At 45.2% G+C, this 20,084-nt stretch carries 19 protein-coding genes and 1 pseudogene; 19 read left to right on the forward strand and 1 reads right to left on the reverse strand.

The window, feature by feature from the left end:
- The first annotated feature begins 25 nt into the window (after positions 1 to 25).
- From H6849_04095 to H6849_04150, 12 genes are all read left to right on the forward strand, one after another.
- On the forward strand, positions 26 to 382 hold the full coding sequence (locus H6849_04095; protein USO01251.1) for an NADH-quinone oxidoreductase subunit A: 357 nt from the start codon (positions 26 to 28) through the stop codon (positions 380 to 382).
- A complete protein-coding gene (locus tag H6849_04100) occupies positions 373 to 930 on the forward strand; it encodes an NADH-quinone oxidoreductase subunit B (GenBank protein USO01252.1) in 558 nt (185 codons plus the stop codon). The genes H6849_04095 and H6849_04100 overlap by 10 nt, the downstream gene beginning before the upstream one ends.
- Entirely contained in the window at positions 917 to 1,588 is a 672-nt protein-coding gene (locus tag H6849_04105) for an NADH-quinone oxidoreductase subunit C (GenBank protein USO01253.1), read from the forward strand. Before H6849_04100 ends, H6849_04105 begins: the two co-directional genes overlap by 14 nt.
- Positions 1,585 to 2,766, forward strand: coding sequence for an NADH-quinone oxidoreductase subunit D (locus H6849_04110; protein USO01254.1), 1,182 nt, complete (start codon positions 1,585 to 1,587; stop codon positions 2,764 to 2,766). Before H6849_04105 ends, H6849_04110 begins: the two co-directional genes overlap by 4 nt.
- Complete coding sequence (locus H6849_04115; GenBank protein USO01255.1) at positions 2,763 to 3,362, forward strand: NAD(P)H-dependent oxidoreductase subunit E; 600 nt, start codon at positions 2,763 to 2,765, stop codon at positions 3,360 to 3,362. Before H6849_04110 ends, H6849_04115 begins: the two co-directional genes overlap by 4 nt.
- A complete protein-coding gene (nuoF, locus tag H6849_04120) occupies positions 3,352 to 4,629 on the forward strand; it encodes an NADH-quinone oxidoreductase subunit NuoF (protein USO01256.1) in 1,278 nt (425 codons plus the stop codon). Before H6849_04115 ends, nuoF begins: the two co-directional genes overlap by 11 nt.
- Positions 4,626 to 6,761 (forward strand): NADH-quinone oxidoreductase subunit G, encoded by a 2,136-nt coding sequence (locus H6849_04125; GenBank protein ID USO01257.1) that lies wholly within the window; start codon positions 4,626 to 4,628, stop codon positions 6,759 to 6,761. The genes nuoF and H6849_04125 overlap by 4 nt, the downstream gene beginning before the upstream one ends.
- Positions 6,762 to 6,777: 16 nt before the next feature.
- Entirely contained in the window at positions 6,778 to 7,776 is a 999-nt protein-coding gene (gene nuoH / locus H6849_04130; protein USO01923.1) for an NADH-quinone oxidoreductase subunit NuoH, read from the forward strand.
- 14 nt (positions 7,777 to 7,790) lie between these two features.
- The gene (nuoI, locus tag H6849_04135) at positions 7,791 to 8,273 is read left to right on the forward strand and encodes an NADH-quinone oxidoreductase subunit NuoI (protein USO01924.1); all 483 of its coding nucleotides are present in this window, start codon (positions 7,791 to 7,793) and stop codon (positions 8,271 to 8,273) included.
- Positions 8,274 to 8,352: 79 nt separating this feature from the next.
- Entirely contained in the window at positions 8,353 to 8,736 is a 384-nt protein-coding gene (locus H6849_04140) for a hypothetical protein (GenBank protein USO01258.1), read from the forward strand.
- Positions 8,737 to 8,805: 69 nt separating this feature from the next.
- Positions 8,806 to 9,495: a (d)CMP kinase gene (locus H6849_04145; protein ID USO01259.1), complete on the forward strand. Its 690-nt coding sequence runs from the start codon at positions 8,806 to 8,808 to the stop codon at positions 9,493 to 9,495.
- 185 nt (positions 9,496 to 9,680) lie between these two features.
- Positions 9,681 to 11,390, forward strand: a complete 1,710-nt coding sequence (locus H6849_04150; protein ID USO01925.1) for a 30S ribosomal protein S1 — start codon at positions 9,681 to 9,683, stop codon at positions 11,388 to 11,390.
- Positions 11,391 to 11,761: 371 nt separating this feature from the next.
- Here H6849_04150 and H6849_04155 read toward each other — a convergent pair.
- Positions 11,762 to 12,390, reverse strand: a pseudogene (locus H6849_04155) (IS1595 family transposase).
- Between the two features lie 427 nt (positions 12,391 to 12,817).
- On the opposite strand from H6849_04155, the gene H6849_04160 reads away from it, so the two are divergent.
- The 7 genes from H6849_04160 (at position 12,818) to H6849_04190 (ending at position 20,073) form a co-directional block, all read left to right on the forward strand.
- On the forward strand, positions 12,818 to 13,735 hold the full coding sequence (locus H6849_04160; protein USO01260.1) for a LysR family transcriptional regulator: 918 nt from the start codon (positions 12,818 to 12,820) through the stop codon (positions 13,733 to 13,735).
- A gap of 239 nt (positions 13,736 to 13,974) precedes the next feature.
- Positions 13,975 to 14,358, forward strand: coding sequence for a succinate dehydrogenase, cytochrome b556 subunit (sdhC, locus tag H6849_04165; protein ID USO01261.1), 384 nt, complete (start codon positions 13,975 to 13,977; stop codon positions 14,356 to 14,358).
- Positions 14,355 to 14,708, forward strand: a complete 354-nt coding sequence (locus tag H6849_04170) for a hypothetical protein (GenBank protein USO01262.1) — start codon at positions 14,355 to 14,357, stop codon at positions 14,706 to 14,708. Before sdhC ends, H6849_04170 begins: the two co-directional genes overlap by 4 nt.
- A gap of 2 nt (positions 14,709 to 14,710) precedes the next feature.
- Positions 14,711 to 16,516: a succinate dehydrogenase flavoprotein subunit gene (sdhA, locus tag H6849_04175; protein USO01926.1), complete on the forward strand. Its 1,806-nt coding sequence runs from the start codon at positions 14,711 to 14,713 to the stop codon at positions 16,514 to 16,516.
- Positions 16,517 to 16,525: 9 nt separating this feature from the next.
- On the forward strand, positions 16,526 to 17,335 hold the full coding sequence (locus tag H6849_04180) for a succinate dehydrogenase iron-sulfur subunit (protein USO01263.1): 810 nt from the start codon (positions 16,526 to 16,528) through the stop codon (positions 17,333 to 17,335).
- Positions 17,336 to 17,402: 67 nt separating this feature from the next.
- Complete coding sequence (locus H6849_04185; GenBank protein ID USO01264.1) at positions 17,403 to 18,230, forward strand: amino acid ABC transporter substrate-binding protein; 828 nt, start codon at positions 17,403 to 17,405, stop codon at positions 18,228 to 18,230.
- Between the two features lie 121 nt (positions 18,231 to 18,351).
- Positions 18,352 to 20,073: a ShlB/FhaC/HecB family hemolysin secretion/activation protein gene (locus H6849_04190; GenBank protein USO01265.1), complete on the forward strand. Its 1,722-nt coding sequence runs from the start codon at positions 18,352 to 18,354 to the stop codon at positions 20,071 to 20,073.
- The last annotated feature ends 11 nt before the right edge of the window (positions 20,074 to 20,084 follow it).

Raw genomic sequence — 20,084 nt, forward strand, 5'->3', positions numbered from 1 at the left:
ATAAGTTTTTGCGTATCAGGCTTTCATGTTATCTGGGTATTTTTTGATAAGTCTTGTTGCCTTTTTTGCACTCAGTGTATGTGGTGCAATTTTTATCCTAACCCGCTTGCTTGCTCCTTATAGACCGGATGCTGCAAAAAATAGTTCATACGAGTGTGGTTTTGATCAAGCATCAAGGGTCACAGAAAAACTCCCTATCCATTATTATCGGGTGGCTCTTTTGTTTGTTCTTTTTGACCTTGAGATTGCTTTTCTCATGCCGTGGGCCGTGTCACTGAAACGCCTTGATCCTCTTGGTTTTTTTGTGGGTATAAGCTTTACAGGGCTTCTGGGGTTGGGGCTCTACTACGAGTGGCGCAAGGGAGTTTTGCAATGGCGGTAGGGACCGACAAGATTCTACGCCCTCGAGGGCATGAAGACCGTCCCATGTCTCCTGAGGATCTGGCTAAGGGTGTTTATGCCGACCTTCAACATAAGGGGTATATTCTGGCGAGTATGGATAAAGTGGTGGCTTGGGCACAAAGTAACTCTTTATGGCCTATGACATTTGGTCTAGCATGTTGTGCCGTGGAAATGATGCAAGCAGCCGCTAGTCGCTATGATATGGATCGTTTTGGGATGCTGTTTAGGCCAAGTCCTCGCCAAGCTGATCTTATGATTGTGGCTGGAACACTAACAAATAAGATGGCCCCTGCACTCCGTCGAGTTTATGATCAAATGCCGGAACCTCGGTATGTGCTTTCAATGGGCTCGTGCGCCAATGGAGGGGGCTACTACCACTACTCCTACAGTGTAGTGAGAGGATGTGATCGCATTGTTCCTGTGGATGTTTATGTTCCAGGGTGCCCCCCAACAGCGGAGGCCCTAATTTATGGACTGATGCAGTTGCAACGAAAAATCCAGAGAAAGGCAGCTTATGTGGTGCGATGAACCCCGAGGATTTCCCCGTGCATCAGCCCTTCTTGGGGAGTTGCGTGCAACATTTGGCAAAAGTGTGCACCTTGCCTGTGCCTGCTTAAATCAGGTGGCCATGACAGTGCCTACAGACTTACTTCTCACAACCGTGCGTGCGCTGCAAGAAAATCGGCGCTTTTTGTTTACACAGCTTATTGATATTACGGCGGTAGATATGCTGACATATACGCCTGGACCTCAATCATCCACATCTTCTCGCTTTCAGGTTGTTTATTTCCTTTTGTCTATGCCGTACAATATGCGTATCCAGCTGGTATGTAATATTTCACAGGAGGATTCTATTCCTTCGATAGTAGAAGTTTTTCCTGTGGCAAACTGGTATGAACGTGAAGTTTGGGATATGTTTGGAATTCCCTTCACTAACCATCCGGATCTTCGGCGTTTGTTGACTGATGATGGCTTTGAGGGATACCCGTTGCGCAAAGACTTTCCTGTATATGGCACGTACGAGGTTCACTATGACACACACACCTCATCTGTGGTGCGTACAGATGTTGATCTTCCTGTTGCCTTTCGTTCGTTTGATTTCTCGGCTCCTTGGAAAGGTTATCCAGACGGTCTTCCTGGAGATGAGAAAGCAATCCTTCACCATAAGGAGGAAAACCAAACATGACGGCCGGATCATCTGAGAACACGTATACCCTCAATTTCGGTCCGCAACACCCAGCAGCGCACGGGGTTTTGCGTTTAATGCTTGAGATGGACGGTGAATATGTGGTGCGGGCAGATCCGCATATTGGGTTGTTGCACCGAGGCACCGAAAAACTTATTGAACACAAGACCTATTTGCAGGCTATCCCTTATTTTGATAGGCTTGATTACGTATCACCCATGTGTCAAGAGCATACTTTTGCTCTTGCCGTTGAGGGGCTTCTTGGTATTACGCCTCCACCCCGCGCTCAGTGGATTCGTGTGCTTTTTAGTGAGCTTACGCGTATTATGAATCACCTTCTCAATATTACAACATATGCGATGGATGTCGGGGCAATAACCCCTCTGTTATGGGGATTTGAAGAGCGCGAGAAAATTATGGAGTTTTATGAGCGCGTTTCAGGATCGCGGTTGCATGCGGCCTATTTTCGTCCGGGCGGTGTGGCCGCTGATTTACCACAGGGACTATGCGAGGATATCCGAGATTTTGCGGGTAATCTCCCTGCTGTTTTAGATGACATTCGCACGCTATTGGATGACAACCGTATTTTTATCAAGCGCTCGTTAGGTATAGGGGCAATTTCTGGGAAAGATGCTATGCTTTGGGGATTTACGGGACCGAACCTGCGCGCTAGTGGAGTCGCGTGGGACTTGCGCCGCAATCAACCCTATGAAGTGTATAATGAGATTGAGTTTGATGTTCCTGTGGGGCATAACGGTGACTGTTATGATCGTTACCAGATTCGCATGGCCGAGATGGAGCAATCCTTAGTGATCATTCACGCGTGCTTAGATCGCTTACCCAAGGGTCCTGTCATGATTGACAACCACAAGATTGCCCCCCCTGAGCGCAGGGCAGTGAAAGAAGACATGGAGTCAATGATTCATCACTTTAAACACTATACAAAAGGAATCGATGTACCAGAGGGAAGGGTTTATAACGCTGTAGAGGCTCCAAAGGGTGAGTTTGGGGTTTTTTTGGTCGCGGATGGAACGCATCGTCCCTATCGTTGCAAAATTCGTCCGAGCAGCTATCCGTGTTTGCAGGCAATGGATTTTTTATGTCGAGGGGTCTTGCTTGCAGATGTTTCTGCGATTTTAGGCTCTCTGGATATTGTTTTTGGTGAGGTGGATCGATGACCGTTCTCCCGTATGCATTTTCAGCTTCTCAGAAGCTTGAGGTAGCTAAAATATTGAAACGTTATCCCGCAAAATACAAGCAAAGTGCTGTGATGCCTATCTTGTGGTTGCTGCAGAGGGATAACAAGGGGTGGTTGACCCAGGGAATGATAGAGGCAGTTGCTCATGTGTTGGGAATGCAGCCTTTGCGCGTTCAGGAGTTGGTATCATTTTACGCACTTTATCAGGATTCTCCTGTGGGAAAGCATCATATTCAGGTCTGTCGCACCCTTTCGTGCAAATTACGCGGAGCAGGAGCCTTGTACCAGGCCTGTCGCACGCAGTTAGGGCTTACTGATGGTGAGCTTTCTGAGGATGGGCGATTTTCTCTCACGCGTGTCGAGTGTCTTGGTTGCTGCGCTAATGCTCCTGTTGTGCAAATTAATGAGGACATTCATGAAGATCTTACGGCCGAATCATTTGTTAAGATTCTGAAAGCTTTACAAGAAGACAAGACAGTTATCCCAGGGTCAGCGTGTGGACGGAAATCATCAAAACCATGGACAGATAAGGTCTCGGGTCGGCAGCCAAGAAAGGTATCGTCCAATGATACGTGATGAAGATCGCATATTCACTAATTTATTTGGACAAAAGCCGGTGACGTTAGAGGCCGCACAAGCACGTGGGGACTGGGTCCATACACGCAAAAACCTTCAGCGTTCCCAAGAATCCATCCAAAGGGAGATAACACAATCGGGCCTTCGTGGGCGCGGCGGTGCAGCATTCAGTACTGGCCGCAAGTGGGGTTTTGTGCCCAAAGACACGGCTCAACCAAAGTATCTTATCGTCAATGCGGATGAAAGTGAGCCTGGAGCCTGCAAAGATCGTGAAATCTTACGTCATGAGCCTTATAAGCTTCTTGAGGGGGCACTGCTTGCTGCTTATGCCATTGGTGCAAAAGTTGTATATGTCTATATCCGAGGCGAGTATGCTGCAGAAACAAAAGTTATTCAAAGGGCTGTGGATGAGCTTTATGCTCAGAAACTTTTGGGAGAGAATATTTTGGATACAGGTGTCACTTGTCATATTCATATTCATCAGGGGGCAGGAGCCTATATCTGTGGTGAGGAGTCTGCCCTACTAGAGAGCCTTGAGGGGCGTCGCGGACTGCCTAGGCGCAAACCCCCTTTTCCTGCTATATCCGGATTGTATGGGTGCCCTACCATTGTTAATAATGTGGAAACACTCGCCCAAGTGCCTGCAATTCTTAAACGAGGAGCAGGGTGGTTTGCCGGGTTGGGAACTGCGCATAGTGCGGGAACAAAAATCTTTTCAATTTCAGGCCATGTCAATAATCCGTGCAATGTTGAGGAGGTACTAGGTATTCCGTTACGTGAATTGATTGATACTTATGCAGGTGGTGTGACGGGAGGGTGGTCAAACTTGCTTGCTGTTATTCCTGGTGGCACAAGTATGCCGCTTTTGCCTAAGAATATTTGTGATACCCTAACCATGGACTATGAAAGCCTACAGGAGGTTCAGTCGGGACTGGGAACAGCTTCGGTGATCGTCTTAAATCGGACAGTTGACATTGTGGATGCCCTTGTAAATGTTGCAGGATTTTACGCCCATGAATCGTGCGGTCAATGTTCACCCTGTCGTGAGGGGACAGGATGGATGCTACGGGTACTGACACGTCTGAAAGAAGGGCGTGGGCACATACGTGATCTTGATAATTTGCAAGAAGTCACAGAGCAAATCGCCGAGCAAACCATTTGCGCCTTTGGAGAGGCTGCAGCATGGCCCATCCAAGGTTTGCTCCGTCATTTCAAGCATGATCTTGAGGCACGCCTAGGGGCTGACGTGCCAGGGAGGGTGCGATGAGTAAAAAAGTGCGTCTTACCATTGACCGTTACTCCCTCGAGGTTCCGGCAGGCATTCCCCTTATTGAGGCGGCATCGAAAGCAGGTGTTGAAATTCCTCACTTTTGCTATCATCCACGCTTAAATATTGCGGGCAATTGCCGCATGTGTCTTGTCGAAATCCAGGGTCGACAAAAGTTGGCCGCAAGCTGTACTGTTCCGGTTGAAAATGGCATGGTGGTGTATACAAATACGAGGCGTGTGCGTCAGGGCCGTGAGGGTGTTCTTGAGTTTTTGTTGATAAACCATCCGTTGGACTGCCCAATATGTGACCAAGGTGGTGCCTGTGATTTGCAAGATATTACTGTTGCGTATGGCCGCGATCGTGGACGTTATGGTGAAGATAAGCGGGCCGTTCCCAATAAACCTATGGGACCTCTTATTAAGACGGAAATGAATCGCTGTATTCACTGTATGCGGTGCGTTCGGTTTGTAAATGATGTTGCTGGCGTTCCTGAAATGGGGGCATATGGGCGTGGAGAAAAAACGCAGATTGTGACATACCTGAACCATGCGGTTACATCAGAGCTTTCAGGTAATACGATTGATTTGTGCCCTGTAGGAGCCCTAACATCAAAGCCGTATGCGTTCAAAGGGCGCCCTTGGGAGCTAGTGCATACCCCAAGTATTGATATTATGGATGGAATGGGGGCACATATTTGCATTGATAGTTGTGATGGGGTGGTTAAGAAAATTGTGCCGCGTGTGTGTGAACCTATTAACGAGGAGTGGATTACAGATAAGATACGCTTTTCGTACGATGGTCTTCACTACCAGCGCATTGATACCCCATATATTCGTGCGGGTGAAACCCTCGTCCCAGCTTCCTGGAATGACACGCTTGTGCGTGTTTCAGAGGTGTTACATAAAGCCAAGCGCTTTAAACGTGTAGGAGCCCTTGCTGGTAAGCTAAGTGATCTGGAAAGTATGTATAGCCTTAAAAAGGTTTTGCATAATCTTGGCATAGAGCATATGGATTGCCGTGAACAAGGAAATCGTGTGAGCGCAAAAGACGAGTCCCATTTTTGCTTTAATGATGGGTTTGCACGTATTGGTGATGCGGACGTTTTAGTGATTGTTGGTGATAATTTGCGTGCGTGCGCCCCACTCTTGCAGGCAAAAATTTTTCAGGCGCACCATAAATCTGGGACAAAAATTTACTATATTGGGTCGCTGATGGGTGCGCGTTGGGATATGACGGTACCATATACTCATGTCAGCACATCCTTGGATATTCTCAAAGGCATAGCAGATGGAGAGCATCCTCTGTGTGCGAAGCTCACCAAGGCTAGTGCCCCGATGATGATCGTTCTTGATTCTTGTTTTGTGGGTGATTCTGCGCGTCATCTTCAGGCGTGTTTACATGCCATTACCGATAAGTATCTTATACGACAGCACGAATCTGGCGTGCATACGGGCTATAATGTTCTGTCTGCGTCGGCCGCACAAACAGGCGGTCTTATGATCGGATTTGTGCCCTTTGATGAAGGAAGCCCGCGTCAAAAAAATATGGACCATGATCAGATTATTGCAGCAGCTGAGTCAGGGCAATTGGATGTGTTGATTCTGAACGAATACGATGAATGCCACATTCGTCCTCATGCGTCGTGTTTTGTAATCTATGTTGGGCATCACGGTGACCGTGGAGCGGAAATCGCAGATGTGATCATGCCTAGTGTTTCTTTTGCTGAGAAATGCGCAACGTATGTGAATAGTGAAGGCCGTGTGCAAAAAACGCAACGTGCTATTGCACCCCCAGGTTTTGCCCGCGAGGGCTGGATTATTTGGCGTGATGTATTGCATGCTTTAGGAGGCGTATCCTCGTGGCAAACATTGGATGATTTGCAGCAAATGCTTATAGAGGAATTTCCCTCTCTCAAGCGCCCTAAGAACGAGTTTTCATCATCTTGGCGTCCCCTTCGGGTTTCCAAAGACACCTCATTTTCTGGAAACTTAACAGTGTTTTCTGTTTCTCTTCCTCGTGAGGGTTATTATGTGGACAATGTGATTGCAAGACATTCTCGAACCATGCGCGCATGCCATATTGCTCTCGATTTAGAGGCAGGCACGGCAAGTGAGGTTTTGCATGAGTAATATTATAATAAGCTGCATGAATACGCTTATAACTATACTAGAAAATCCGGGGGTAAGGACAGCTCTTTATATGGGGATATTTTATGGATCCATACTTATTGCTGTTGCTTACTTAACCTATGCTGAGAGGCGTATTATTGGCCTGATGCAGCTTCGCGTAGGGCCTTCAATGGCAGGACCGCTGGGGATTCTCCAGCCATTTGCTGATGCCATTAAGCTTTTGCATAAGGAAACTATTGTTCCAACGTGTGCGCAGCCACTCCTATTTTTTTTGGCTCCAGCACTTGCTTTTACCTTAAGCATGCTTGCGTGGTTGGTAATTCCCATCAGCGCCCATGGGGCATTTGCAACCCTTAATGTAGGTTTGTTATTTATCCTTGCGGTATCAGCTACCAATGTTTATAGCATCATTCTTGCGGGGTGGGGTAGCCAGTCACGGTATGCCTTTCTTGGATCACTGCGGGCAACCGCACAAATGATTTCCTATGAGCTTGTGCTGGGAACAGTCATGCTGGTAATAATGGTGAGCGCAGGGAGTCTTCGTTTGGATGAGATAGTCCTTGCCCAGCGCCATGTTTGGTTTGTGGTCCCGCATTTCCCTATGTTCATTGTTTTCTTTCTCTGTGCATTAGCCGAAACAAATCGTGCACCCTTTGATCTCTGCGAAGCCGAAGCTGAGCTTGTTGCTGGTTATAATGTGGAATATGGATCCATGGGATTTGCGCTATTTTTTATTAGCGAGTATGCGAATATTATGCTTATGAGTGCATTGGGGGCAACCCTTTTTTGGGGAGGTTGGCTCTCACCTTTTGGTGAACAGGCACTAAGGTGGGTTCCTGGAATTGTGTGGCTAGGATTAAAAACAGCTGCGCTGGTGTTTGTGTTTTTTTGGGTCCGTGCAAGTGTACCGCGGTATCGCTATGACCAACTCATGCACGTGTGTTGGACGGTTCTTTTGCCGTTGACGTTTGTATGGTTTGTTGGCACAGCTACGTGGAGTTATTGGGTGGGGTGATGGACTATACGGGTATTGGTTGTTTTTTGAAAAAGTGGCTTCTTCTGGATATTTTACGAGGAATGGGGCGTACATGGCGTTATTTGTGGCGTCCGAAGGTGACGCTGAACTATCCTTATGAAAAAAGCCCTCTGAGTCCTCGTTTTCGGGGCCAACATGCCTTGAGGCGGTACGCGAGTGGTGAAGAGCGTTGCATTGCCTGTAAGCTATGTGAGGCAGTATGTCCGGCCCAGGCCATCATCATCGAAGCAGAGGAACGTGCGGATGGAAGTCGTCGTACGATACGCTACGATATTGACATGACGAAATGTATTTATTGCGGTTTATGTGAAGAATCCTGTCCCGTAGATGCTATTGTCGAAGGGCCAAATTTTGAGTATGCCACGCATACGCATGAAGAATTATACTATACGAAAGAAAAACTTTTGAGTAATGGAGAGCAGTGGGAGCAGGTGATTGCGGAGCGCCTGCGCTTGCGCGAAAAAGAACTAAAGTAGTATTTATTATTAACTCATTAATAATGTTTTCTTGGTATACTATTATATATTTATGTTAAGGACTAACAGAATGGATAAAATGATAAAAAAAACAATTTTTGCACTTGCTCTGGGTTGTGTACTAACTCTTGTACCAACATATGCGGAGGATATGGAAGAAAAGGTTGCCACCCCCACTGCCCTAGAAAAGGGACATTTTGAGGCTGACACTACCTCTGAGCCTGAAGCCGCCAATGCAGATTGGGAAAATTTTGACGCTGATGCTGACGGTGATGACGCTGAAGGTTCCGGTGGTTCATCGGATGCTGACGGTCATGACGCTGAAAGTTCCGGTGGTTCATCGGATGCTGACGGTGATGATGCTGAAGATTCCGATGGTTCATCCGATGCTGACGGTGATGATGCTGAAGGTTTTGATGGTTCATCCGATGCTGACGGTGATTATGCTGAAGGTTCTGAGTAATAAGGTTTTTTTGATAAAAAAACAGGTGCGCTGTTGGCCACTTACTAGCAGATTTTTATCGGCAAGTCCTTGCGTGGTGGTCGTTTGTTCGGTATTTGTTTAATAACAATCGATGAAAACCAGATGATTATTGCAATTGATGGTCCCTCAAGTGCGGGAAAAGGAACGTTGGGGAAGGCTATTGCCCAAAAATATCACCTTGGGTACTTAGACACGGGTTTGTTGTATCGGGTGCTTGGGTTTAAAGTCCAACGTGCGGGCGTTGATGTGACTGATCGCTTAAAGGTTATCGCAATCGCTGATACTCTTACAGAGAAAGACCTAATCATTCCTAACCTGCGCAATGAAAAAATTGCTAAGATTGCTTCATGTCTTTCAGCTTATCCGGATGTACGCAAACGTATGCTTACCTGGATACAGGCGTGGGTAACGAGTATATGCAAAAAAATGAAGGGTGCCGTTGTGGACGGGCGGGATATTGGTACTGTTGTTTTTCCGCAAGCTGATGTCAAGCTCTATGTTACAGCCGGTGTTGATGTGCGAGCTAAGCGCCGCTTTATGGAAATATCTGAAAGAGGTGAGCACGTAACATACGATGCTATTTTACAAGATGTTCATGCACGCGACGAAAGAGACATCACGCGTGCAGATAGTCCGCTTATTCCAGCAAGTGATGCGATTATTCTTGATACTACCGCCATGACACGCGAAGAAGTATTCACCTATGCTTCGGGTATCATAGACACATTGGCGCGTTAGAACAATCAAACGGGCTTCAGGGATGATTAGCGTATCACGCCTGTGCTGTATATAAATCACAGTATGCTCTATATAGCAGAGATTGTCCTGGATTTTTAGGAATCAATGAGATATAAAACCCCACGAACACCAGAGGTGTTTGATGAAAGGAAAATTTTATGAGTGAAAATCAACAATTAAATAACATGCCAGATTTTGGTAAAGAAGGGGCTTTTTCAGCACTTCTCGATGATCACATGGGAGAACACACGCTATTAGGCAAGGTTCTCAAGGGTCGCATCGTACGCCAAGATCGCGAGGCGGTAACAATTGACGTTGGGCTGAAATCCGAAGGCCGTGTACCGTTGCGTGAGTTTGCAACAGGGGGCAATGTCCCTGAACTTAAAGTCGGTGATCTTGTGGACGTCTATGTCGAGCGTATGGAAGGTGCCACAGGTGACATCGTTTTGAGTCATGAGCGTGCCCGTCGAGAAGCTTCGTGGATTGAACTTGAGAAAAAGTCTGAATCCGAAGAGCATGTTACAGGTGTTATTTTTTCACGCGTGAAGGGTGGCTTTACGGTTGACTTGGGGGGTGCCATTGCATTCCTACCGGGTAGCCAAGTTGATGTTCGCCCCGTAAAGGATGTAGATGCTCTCATGGGTGTGGCGCAACCATTTGTGATTTTGAAAATGGATCGTCCGCGTGGAAACATTGTTGTTTCACGTCGTGCCATTCTTGAAGAAGGACAAGCTGGCGCGCGTGAAGAGCTGGTGGGTCGTCTCGAAGAGGGCGCTGTTCTTGATGGTATGATTAAAAATGTGACCGATTATGGGGCATTTATCGACCTTGGCGGTGTTGATGGATTGTTGCATGTGACCGATATTTCATGGCAGCGTGTGAACCATCCCTCACAAGTGCTCAAAGTAGGTGAAACTATTAAAGTGAAGGTTATTAAGTACAACAAGGAAAACCATCGTATTTCCTTGGGAATTAAACAGCTTTCTGATGATCCATGGAAAGATGTGGAGACGAAATTTGCTCTTGGCTCTACCCTCAAAGGAAAAGTGACAAATGTTACAGATTATGGTGCATTTGTTGAAATTGGTGGTGGTGTTGAGGGTCTGATCCATGTTTCGGAGATAAGCTGGACACGCAAAAACGTGCAACCAAGCAATGTCTTGAGTGTAGGGGATGAAATCAACGTACGCGTTCTTGAGATTGAACCAGTGAAGCGTCGTATTGCCCTTGGGTACAAGCAATGTCTTGAAAACCCGTGGGAGCAATTAGCACGTGTTTATCCTTCTGGGTCTGAAGCCAAGGGTGAGATCCGCAACATCACAGAGTTTGGTTTGTTTGTGAGTTTGACGGACGACATTGATGGTATGGTTCACATGAATGATCTTTCCTGGGAAAAGAACGCCGATGAAGCCATCAAGGAATATAAAAAAGGCCAAGTTGTTCAGGTAAAAATTCTTGAAGTTGATTCCCAGAAAGAGCGCGTAGCTCTTGGTATTAAACAACTCCAAAGTGATCCATTTGCTGGTGCTGTGGCTGATTTGCGCAAAGGCCAAGTGGTAACCTGTGAAGTATCAGCAGTACAATCTGATGGTATTATGGTAACGTTTGGTGAAGGAATGAGTTCCTTCATTAAGCGTGCCGAACTTTCTAGCGATCGCAATGAGCGTCGCCCGGATCGTTTCGCCGTAGGTGAGAAAGTGGATGCAAAAATAACAACAATTGATCCATCCTCCCGTCGTGTAAGCGTATCTATCCGTGCCCGCGAACAAGAAGAAGAGCGTGTTGCAATGGAGAAATATGGTTCCACAGATAGCGGTGCAAGCCTTGGTGATATTCTTGGTGAAGCGCTGGCAAAAGCAGATACGAAAACAGAAAGGCCTGCCTCAAAAAGTTGAAGGCAAGGTAATTAAACAGCCTCAGGGTTTGGTAAAAAAAATAGGTTGATAAAGCCGGAAATGCCTAAAACCCTAGGGCTGAATAATAACTGTTTTTCGTTGATTACGAACGAATAGAACAGGTACACACATGATAAAAAGCCTATAGGCGCGGGATGTGTGTATTTACGTTGTTCGTAAAATACTAGGTGCTCGAATTTTTCGGGCACTTTTTTTTATGCCTAAGGACCGAAGCGTATTGTTACGTCTAAATTCTGTCGTTATTAGAATAACGATACAGTGAGCGGCAGAGCCAGATTGTGAAAAAAATAGGGGGCTTTCCCAGATAACTATTTTAAGACCCTCTTAACCCGTTGTCTTAATTGCGTTAACTAATTTTTAGGGGTGCTGTTGTTAAAACGCCGTTCACACTCTTTTAAAAAAAGATCAAAACTCTCTTTGGGGATACCGATAAATTTACGCAGATGACGCGTTGCCTGATTCTAAAAATTTTCGATGCCCTTGATGTGATTCTTCTTATCCGCAAAAATTTTACTGTGATTAATTCTAAAATGTCTCAAACCAGTCGTATCCAAAACATTGTACGCTGGCCATGAGTCACGAGGCACAACACTATCCAGCGTGATTTTATCCTGGATTATTGGCATCAAGGTATCTCTTTTCGCACCTGGAATAATTGGGGTATAAATCTTACCACCCCCTTTTAACAATCCCAAAACTGGTCCTTTTCCTGAAGCGCCGCTCCTGATGCGCTGGGGCCACCTTGTCCTTTTTGTGTGACACCAAAGTCACTCTCGTCACCGTCAATCTCACCTTCGAAGACTCAGAGAGATTCTCTCTCCTGATGGTGGGTGATAATCTTTCTCAACCATATAGAATAATATGCGGCACTTCTTCTATTAACACCAACCAGTTCAGCCGCGCATCGTGCTGTTGTGCCAGATACGAAATGCTTTATCAGTTTGTTTTGCGTGTACCAGCCACATCGACTCTTTCTCATGCTTTCCTTTAGAACATATTTCTACGTTATCTGCGACAGCAGCAAAAATATTTTTGTCCCTGGTGTGGCGCAGATTTCGTTTATCAAACACTTACGATTGATTTTCTGCATTTTTTGCATACGTCTGTCGTGATTGGATGAATGGTAAAAATAGGTAAGGTGTACGCCAGGGCGAGTCTCTTCATTTTGAACAGATTTTTGTACCATTTTTGCCAAAGTATCTACTTTTATTATTTTTTTATTTGAAAAAAAAGAATATCTCCTTATGACAAAAAATCCTTACTATTAAAGGTTTTTCGTATGCGTACAGTAATATGAATGTGCATGTCAGCGCCGTAATAATAGTCCTATTGCAAAAATTAAATTTTACATTTTGTATGTGTTTACTGTATACAAAGAAATAGTATAACTTATGGAGGTTTTAAATATGCGTAAATTCTTTGATTTTGACAACGCTCTTGCTGTCTATTATGTATCTATTCTTGGCAGTATAACCAAGGCAGCCGAGAAACTTTCTTTAAGCCAGTCTGCCGTCACACGTCAAATTAAAATGGCTGAGGGTCGCTCGGGACTCAAATTATTTAAACGTGAATTCCATCACATGCGCCCTATGCCAGAAGCAAAGCCCTATATTGATGCGTGTCATGAAATTATTCATCTTGGAAACGCAGGCCTTAAAAACTCTCATGCTCTGCGTGAAAGTGGGGTGCAAAAACTGGACATCAAGGCATCTCCTTCTATGGTATCCGTATGGATACCTAGGTATTTAAGGGGGATAGATAAGAAATACCCAGATTTGCACCTGACCCTTGAAAGTTCCATTGATCAGGTTGACCCACAGGAAGCGGATGTTGTTATCCGTTCTTATGTGCAAAAATCTGAAGAAAGGTTGGTTCAACACAAACTATTTACCCAGTACTTCGGATTGTATGCCTCTCAAGAATATGTCGATAATAACGCTCCGGTAACTTCAATCGAAGATCTTGATAAACATCGACTAATTGGTGTGCGAGAGGATTTCGAAAACCAATATCCCCACGTGAACTGGCACATGAAAGTCGGTCTCAACGGAAGAGCTGAACGTAGGCGATCTGTCCTTGATGTAGACTCGAACGAAGGTGCGGTTAATGCCATGAGGTCTGGACTAGGGATAATATCAATAGGCATCCATCATATGAACTTCCTTGACTGCGGCGCAGTTAGATTATTGCCTGAGTATAAACAAGGTCCGACACCAGTTTATTTTGTCTATAATAAAAAAATTGAGAACACCAGTAACATCAAAAAAGTTTATGAGCATTTTGCAGAGGAGTTAGAAAAAGATAAAAAACTATATAAAGTTTGACAATTAATTGACAAACAATACCCTCATGCTAGATTCATCATACATTCTCTGGTTGAATCTATGAAAAAAAAATTACTATGCTTCCTTTTTAGCGTACCTTTAGGGATGGAACAACTAATTGAAGCTTTGACACGGGTGAGTACTCTTTAAGGTATCTTTTGTTCGCATGCGTGATGACCCTTTTCGGGTGATTAAAACTCTGCTATCTTTTTAGTAGATAACAAGTATATCTTTTTTGTATGCGTAAGCCTACATCTCCCCATCTTCAGATTTATCGCCTGCAGATTACTTCTGGTCTTTCTGCCTTGCATCGCATTAGTGGTGTTGTACTCAGCATTACCAGTGCTAAGATTATGATAGGTCTTTTGGTTGCAGGATTTTTCCCAGAGAGCTGGTCCTTGTTGCGTGCGATCGTGACGCCTGTGAGTATAACAATAGGTCTATCTGTCCTCGGTTGTGTGTGGTTCTTTCATAGCTTGACCACCCTTCGGTATCTTTATTGGGACTTTGCTCGCGGGCTGGATGTTCCTGATGTGATCCGTAGTGGTCAGTGTTTACTTGTTTTGTGGATGCTTTGCTCATTGGCATTTGTGGTTTTTCTATGGAATACGCGTGTGCTATGAGACAAAAAAAAACGTCTACGCCTCATGGTGCAACCGCATGGCAATGCAACCGAATTGTTTCGGCCTTGGCCATTCCTGCGGGAATTATTATCCTTGTCCTTTTTGTTCAGTGGCAGAGGTACTTTCGCCTTAACCCAATCGCGTACACTGATAATCCTTTCGTTGTTGCTGCCCTTATTAGCTATATTGTCCTTATGGTGGGTTTTAATATGATGAGCCTGAACACCATTATAAACGATTATGTGCGTGGTCTATGGTTTGTGCGTATTTGTCAGATCGGCCTTGGGGTTTTGTGTGTGGTTCTTCCCTTAGCGAGTATCGGCCTTTTATTGATGCGGTATGTGCTATGAGTATGGCGAGTATCGGGCCACACATCTGTTACCACACGTACGATGTGGTAATTGTTGGAGCAGGTGGAGCTGGTATGCGTGCAGCATTGGGAATGTCTTCAAAAAATCTCAAAACCGCCTGTCTATCAAAGGTGTTTCCCACGCGCAGCCACACTGTTTCAGCGCAAGGAGGAATTGCTGCAGCCCTTAATAATATGGGTGACGGAGATTCATGGCAAGACCACTTTTATGACACCGTAAAAGGTTCGGACTGGCTTGGAGACCAGGATGCAATTGCTATTATGTGTGCCGAGGGGGCAGAGGCAATTATTGAGTTAGAACATATGGGGGTTCCCTTTTCACGAACGGCAACGGGTCATATTTATCAACGTTTGTTTGGTGGCCATACCCGCAACAAAGGGAAACAAATGGCTGCACGGGCCTGCGCTGCCGCCGATCGTACGGGACATGCAATTTTGCATACTCTGTATCAGCAATGCCTGAAACATAACACAACATTCTATATTGAGTACGTTGCTATAGACCTTATCATGGATGAAAAGGGCAGATGTTCTGGGGTTGTTGCATGGTGTTTAGAGGATGGAACTCTACATATATTCCAGGCACATCTGGTTGTTCTAGCCACAGGAGGCGCAGGACGGACGTATGCTTCATGTACTGCTGCGCACATGTGTACGGGTGATGGTGCTGGTATGGCGGTACGTGCAGGACTTCCTCTCCAGGATATGGAGTTTGTTCAGTTTCACCCCACAGGCATTTATGGCGTTGGGGCTCTTATTACGGAAGCTGTGCGCGGGGAAGGAGGTTACTTACTTAATAATAAGGGTGAGCGTTTCATGGAACGTTATGCCCCGCATGCAAAAGATCTTGCATCTCGTGATGTTGTATCTCGGGCTCTTGCGATTGAAATTCAGGAGGGGCGTGGATGTGGTGAAAACAACGATTATATTGAACTGCATCTGGCGCATTTGGGAGCGGATGCAATTCACGCCCGTCTAGGTGGAATTGTAGAAACAGCTAAGCGTTTTGCCAATGTTGACGTAACAAGCCACCCTATTCCTGTTGTGCCGACTGCTCACTATAACATGGGAGGAATTCCGACAAATACCCACGGTGAGGTAATACGGCATGTGGTGGGGTCAAAAGTTGAAACAGTACCAGGGCTTATGGCCATTGGAGAGGCTGCGTGTGTATCGGTTCATGGCGCCAATCGTTTGGGGGCAAATTCACTCCTCGATTTGATTGTATTTGGTAAGCGAGCCGCAGAAAAAGCGGCGTTGTGTGTGCGTCCTCAAACAGCACACGCGCCCCTGCCCAAAATTCATTACATGCCTATTATTGATCGTTTTGAATCTTTACGTCAGGGGGGTGACACCCTAACGACAGCCGAGTTACGTACACGCATGCAAAAGATTATGCAAAAACATGTGGGTGTCTTTCGCGATGGCAAAACCTTGAATGCGGGAAAAAAAGAATTAGCGAGGTGTTTTGCAGATTTGCCGCACGTGACGTTGGCAGACAAATCACGTATCTGGAATACGGATTTAATGGAACTTCTGGAACTACATAATTTGATGCTTCAGGCATTAACTATCGTGCATAGTGCAACGCGTCGCACTGAATCCAGGGGGAGTCATGCGCGGGCGGACTATCCGCGCCGTGATGATTACAAGTGGCTAAAACACACACTGTGTTATGTTCATCCAAACAATGAGGAATGTACGGTTACTTTTGCTAATCGTAAAGTGATTCTTTCTCCGACCATAGGAGGCGTTCATTCTATTCCTCCTGTCGCACGCATGTATTGAGGTGATATAATGGCCGATTTTTTTCTTTCCCTCAACGATCGTGTGAAACCTGGTAATACACATACATCAACGGCTGCTGATAAAAAAATCTTTAATGTTTATCGCTATAATCCTGATACACCGGATAAAAATCCGACCCAGGATACATTTGAAGTAGATATGGCCACATGCGGCCCCATGGTTTTGGATGCGTTGCTGGTAATCAAAGACACATTAGACAGTACGTTGACGTTTCGTCGCTCCTGCCGAGAAGGTGTTTGCGGCAGTTGCGCGATGAATATCGATGGCGTCAATACCTTGGCGTGTACAAAGAAAATCACAGATATAAAGGGAAGCGTGACTATTTATCCCTTGCCACATATGCCTGTGATTAAAGATCTGGTGGCGGATTTATCCCTTGCCTATGCCCAATACGGTGAAATTAAGCCCTACCTTCAGGCCGATGACCCAGAGCTTTCTAGCGAAGAACGCTTGCAGCTACCCCAAGAGAGGCAAAAGCTTGATGGGTTATGGGAGTGCATTTTGTGTTTTTGTTGCACCACAAGTTGCCCAAGTTATTGGTGGAATGGGGATAAGTATTTAGGGCCTGCTGTCCTTTTGCAGGCCAAGCGTTGGCTTGAAGACAGTCGTGACACAGCTACCGTGGATCGCCTCAATGCACTTGAAGATGCTGATAAAGTATACCGCTGTCATACGATCATGAACTGTAGTATGAGCTGCCCTAAAGGGTTAAACCCTGGTAAAGCGATTGCTCAGATTAAAGATACCCTCTCAAAAACGCGTGACGTGCGCCATAGGGACATTGAAAAAGAAAAATAACCTTTCTGTGCTTTTGATGAATTCCTATTTGTGCTATAAGTAGAACACATGTTTGTTTGTCGTAGTTATGTATATCTTCCAGCGTCTCTTGCTCTTAGGAATAATTTTCGTGTGTTCGAAGGCTGCGTCTGCGTCACACGATATTCCAGATATTAAAAAGCGGGGAGAGCTGCGTGTGGCTGTTCTTGCCTCAAATCTTGAGCCATTTTTTATCATTACAAAGGATCGCCGTTTAGGCGGGATCGATTATGAGCTTATTGAAAGCATAGCTAATGCTTTGGGTGTAAAAATTAAGCTTGATCGTACCAGCAAAACATTTGACGATGTGGTGGAGTGTGTGGCCCGTGGTAAGGCAGATATTGGCGTTTCGAAGCTCAGTATAACGCTTGATCGCGCCCAAAGGGTTGTTTTTACAGAACCTTACGCGCGCTTTGATAAAACCCTTGTCATTAACAAATTTTTTCATCAAAGACATTTTCCTGAGGGAAAGCCCCGTGCTTCCTTGAAAATGGTTATGAATCGTCCAAATGTACGCATTGGTGTTGTTCAAGGAGCATCCTACACAGCCTTTGCCCGTGAGATTTTTCCTGAGGCGATCGTGATTGAATATGGTACATGGAAAAAATTACGGGATGATTTGATGACCGGAAAAGTTGATGCGCTGATGCGCGATGACTTTGAAATTAAACGATGGTTTATGAAAACTCCTACTCTTAACAGTTATGCTATTGCTGTGCGGTTGCGTGATCAGCCTGATCACGCCCATGTTATTGTTCATCCTTCTGGTCTTATGCTCACACGGTGGCTTGATAAATTTATCACGAATCTTCATCCACTTGAGCAAGGCAATACAGAACGCATCCTAACACTTATTACAGCTCCCTCCCAAAATTAATCTTTCTTTAAGTTACCTAAAAAATATCTTTGATTTTTATAAACTTTTCACAGTTTTTATTGAACTGTTGTTATAAAAAAGGTACTTTATTTACGGGCTATTAACTTTTAGGGAGGATAATATGCGGGAAAAAACCCGAATATTACCTGTTTTATGGGCTACTTTTTGCTTTCTGCATCTATGTGCGAGCGTTCATGCATCGGACATTGATCGTGCGAGTCGCCAAGCTATAGATATGGCACAGGATTTGCGAGAGAAAAACCAAGCAGAGCGTGACATTACATTTTACCCCTCTGAAAACACACTCCCTCTAAAGACCCAAGAAATTGAGGGGGCTGATGATATTGCCTTTGTTTTAGAAGAAATTACGTTTGATGGTCTGACCGTTCTTGCGGAAAAAGAGTTAAAGCCTGCATGGGAAGATTTGATTGGTGCAGAAGTAAAACTCTCCGACATCAATGACGTGGCCGTGAAAGCCACGCAAATTCTGCGCGAAAAAGGTTTTACGTTGGCACGCGTAGTTATTCCTCCGCAAGATATTGAAGCTGAAGAAGGTCATGTCACCATCCAAGTTTTTGAGGGTACTCTCAACAGTGTAAGGGTTGAGGGGGGATCAGAAACTGACCGCATAGTGCTTGAGCATCAACTGAAGAGTATTGTCACGGGTGGACCTTTTAACCTATATGCCCTTGAAGAACGTTTACGTTTTATCAAAAAAACGCCAGGCTATAAAATTCAATCTATTTTTGTGGCGGCGAAAGACAAATCCGCAGCCGCAGATCTTATAATAAAAATTGAAGGAAAACGCTATGCGAGTGCGGGTCTTATGTTTGATAACGGCGGAAACCGTCTAATGGGTAATCACCGAGCGGGGGTAGATGCCTTAATTTACAATCCTGTGGGGCGCAGCAAGCTTTTGTTTGCAAATGTTCAGGATCACCAAAGAAAGCACCTAATTTTCAACCGCGTGCGCCAAACACAGTTTGTTGGTGATAAAGGGACGCGGATGTATGCAGAGTACCTCCAGTCGCGCTCACGCCCTTTTCTTTCAATCCCCATGCAGTCACGTTTTGATTATATAAATATGATGCTGATGCATCCTTTTGTTTATCGCCGTGGGGAAGAGTTAAAACTACGTATAGGGGTCGATGGTCAAAACGATAGCACGCGTGTGGCCGGAGTTCGTACGAAAAAAGATTACATCCGAACGTTGCAGATAGGCTTATTATATAATCAAAGTCATGAAAATGATTTTTGGGAAGTTTCTGCTCTTTTGCATAAAGGATTCTCGGGAGTTTTTGGTGGAAAATCAACACATTTGCCCAGTAAACAAGGAGGCAAAAATAACTTTGCGTATGCAGATGGTCGTGCCATATGGGTTCACCAGTTTAACGAGACTCTTTCGGTCGCCAATATTATTGGCTGGCAGTATGCGGCACATCCCTTGTTGGCAAGTGAGGAATTCAGTGTAGGATCCTCCAATTATGCCCGAGGGTATGATGGGTCTGAAATTGTGGGTGATTCTGGTGTTGGCGGGATTATAGAGTTGCGTTACATGCTACCGATAAAAAATAGGTACGTGAACTATGTCCAAATTTACACATCATATGGTGCAGCCCAAACCCATACACATAGGAAAAAAGCAGATAGCCTTCCGAATGCTTATATTTCGTCGTATGCTATTGGTTTGCGCGCTCAGGTAATTGATAATTTGGCTGTGACATATGAGTTGGCAAAACCAGTGGCTCGTCGGGTGGCGTTGCAAGCCAATAAAAAGTTGCATCATAGCTTCAAGGTGACATGGCGTTCTCACTTTGAGAAGTCTTTCCCCAAAGCGCAATAAAGAGGGTTCTC

Source organism: Alphaproteobacteria bacterium (genome assembly GCA_023898725.1).
Classification (GTDB): Bacteria; Pseudomonadota; Alphaproteobacteria; order JAUHZC01; family JAUHZC01.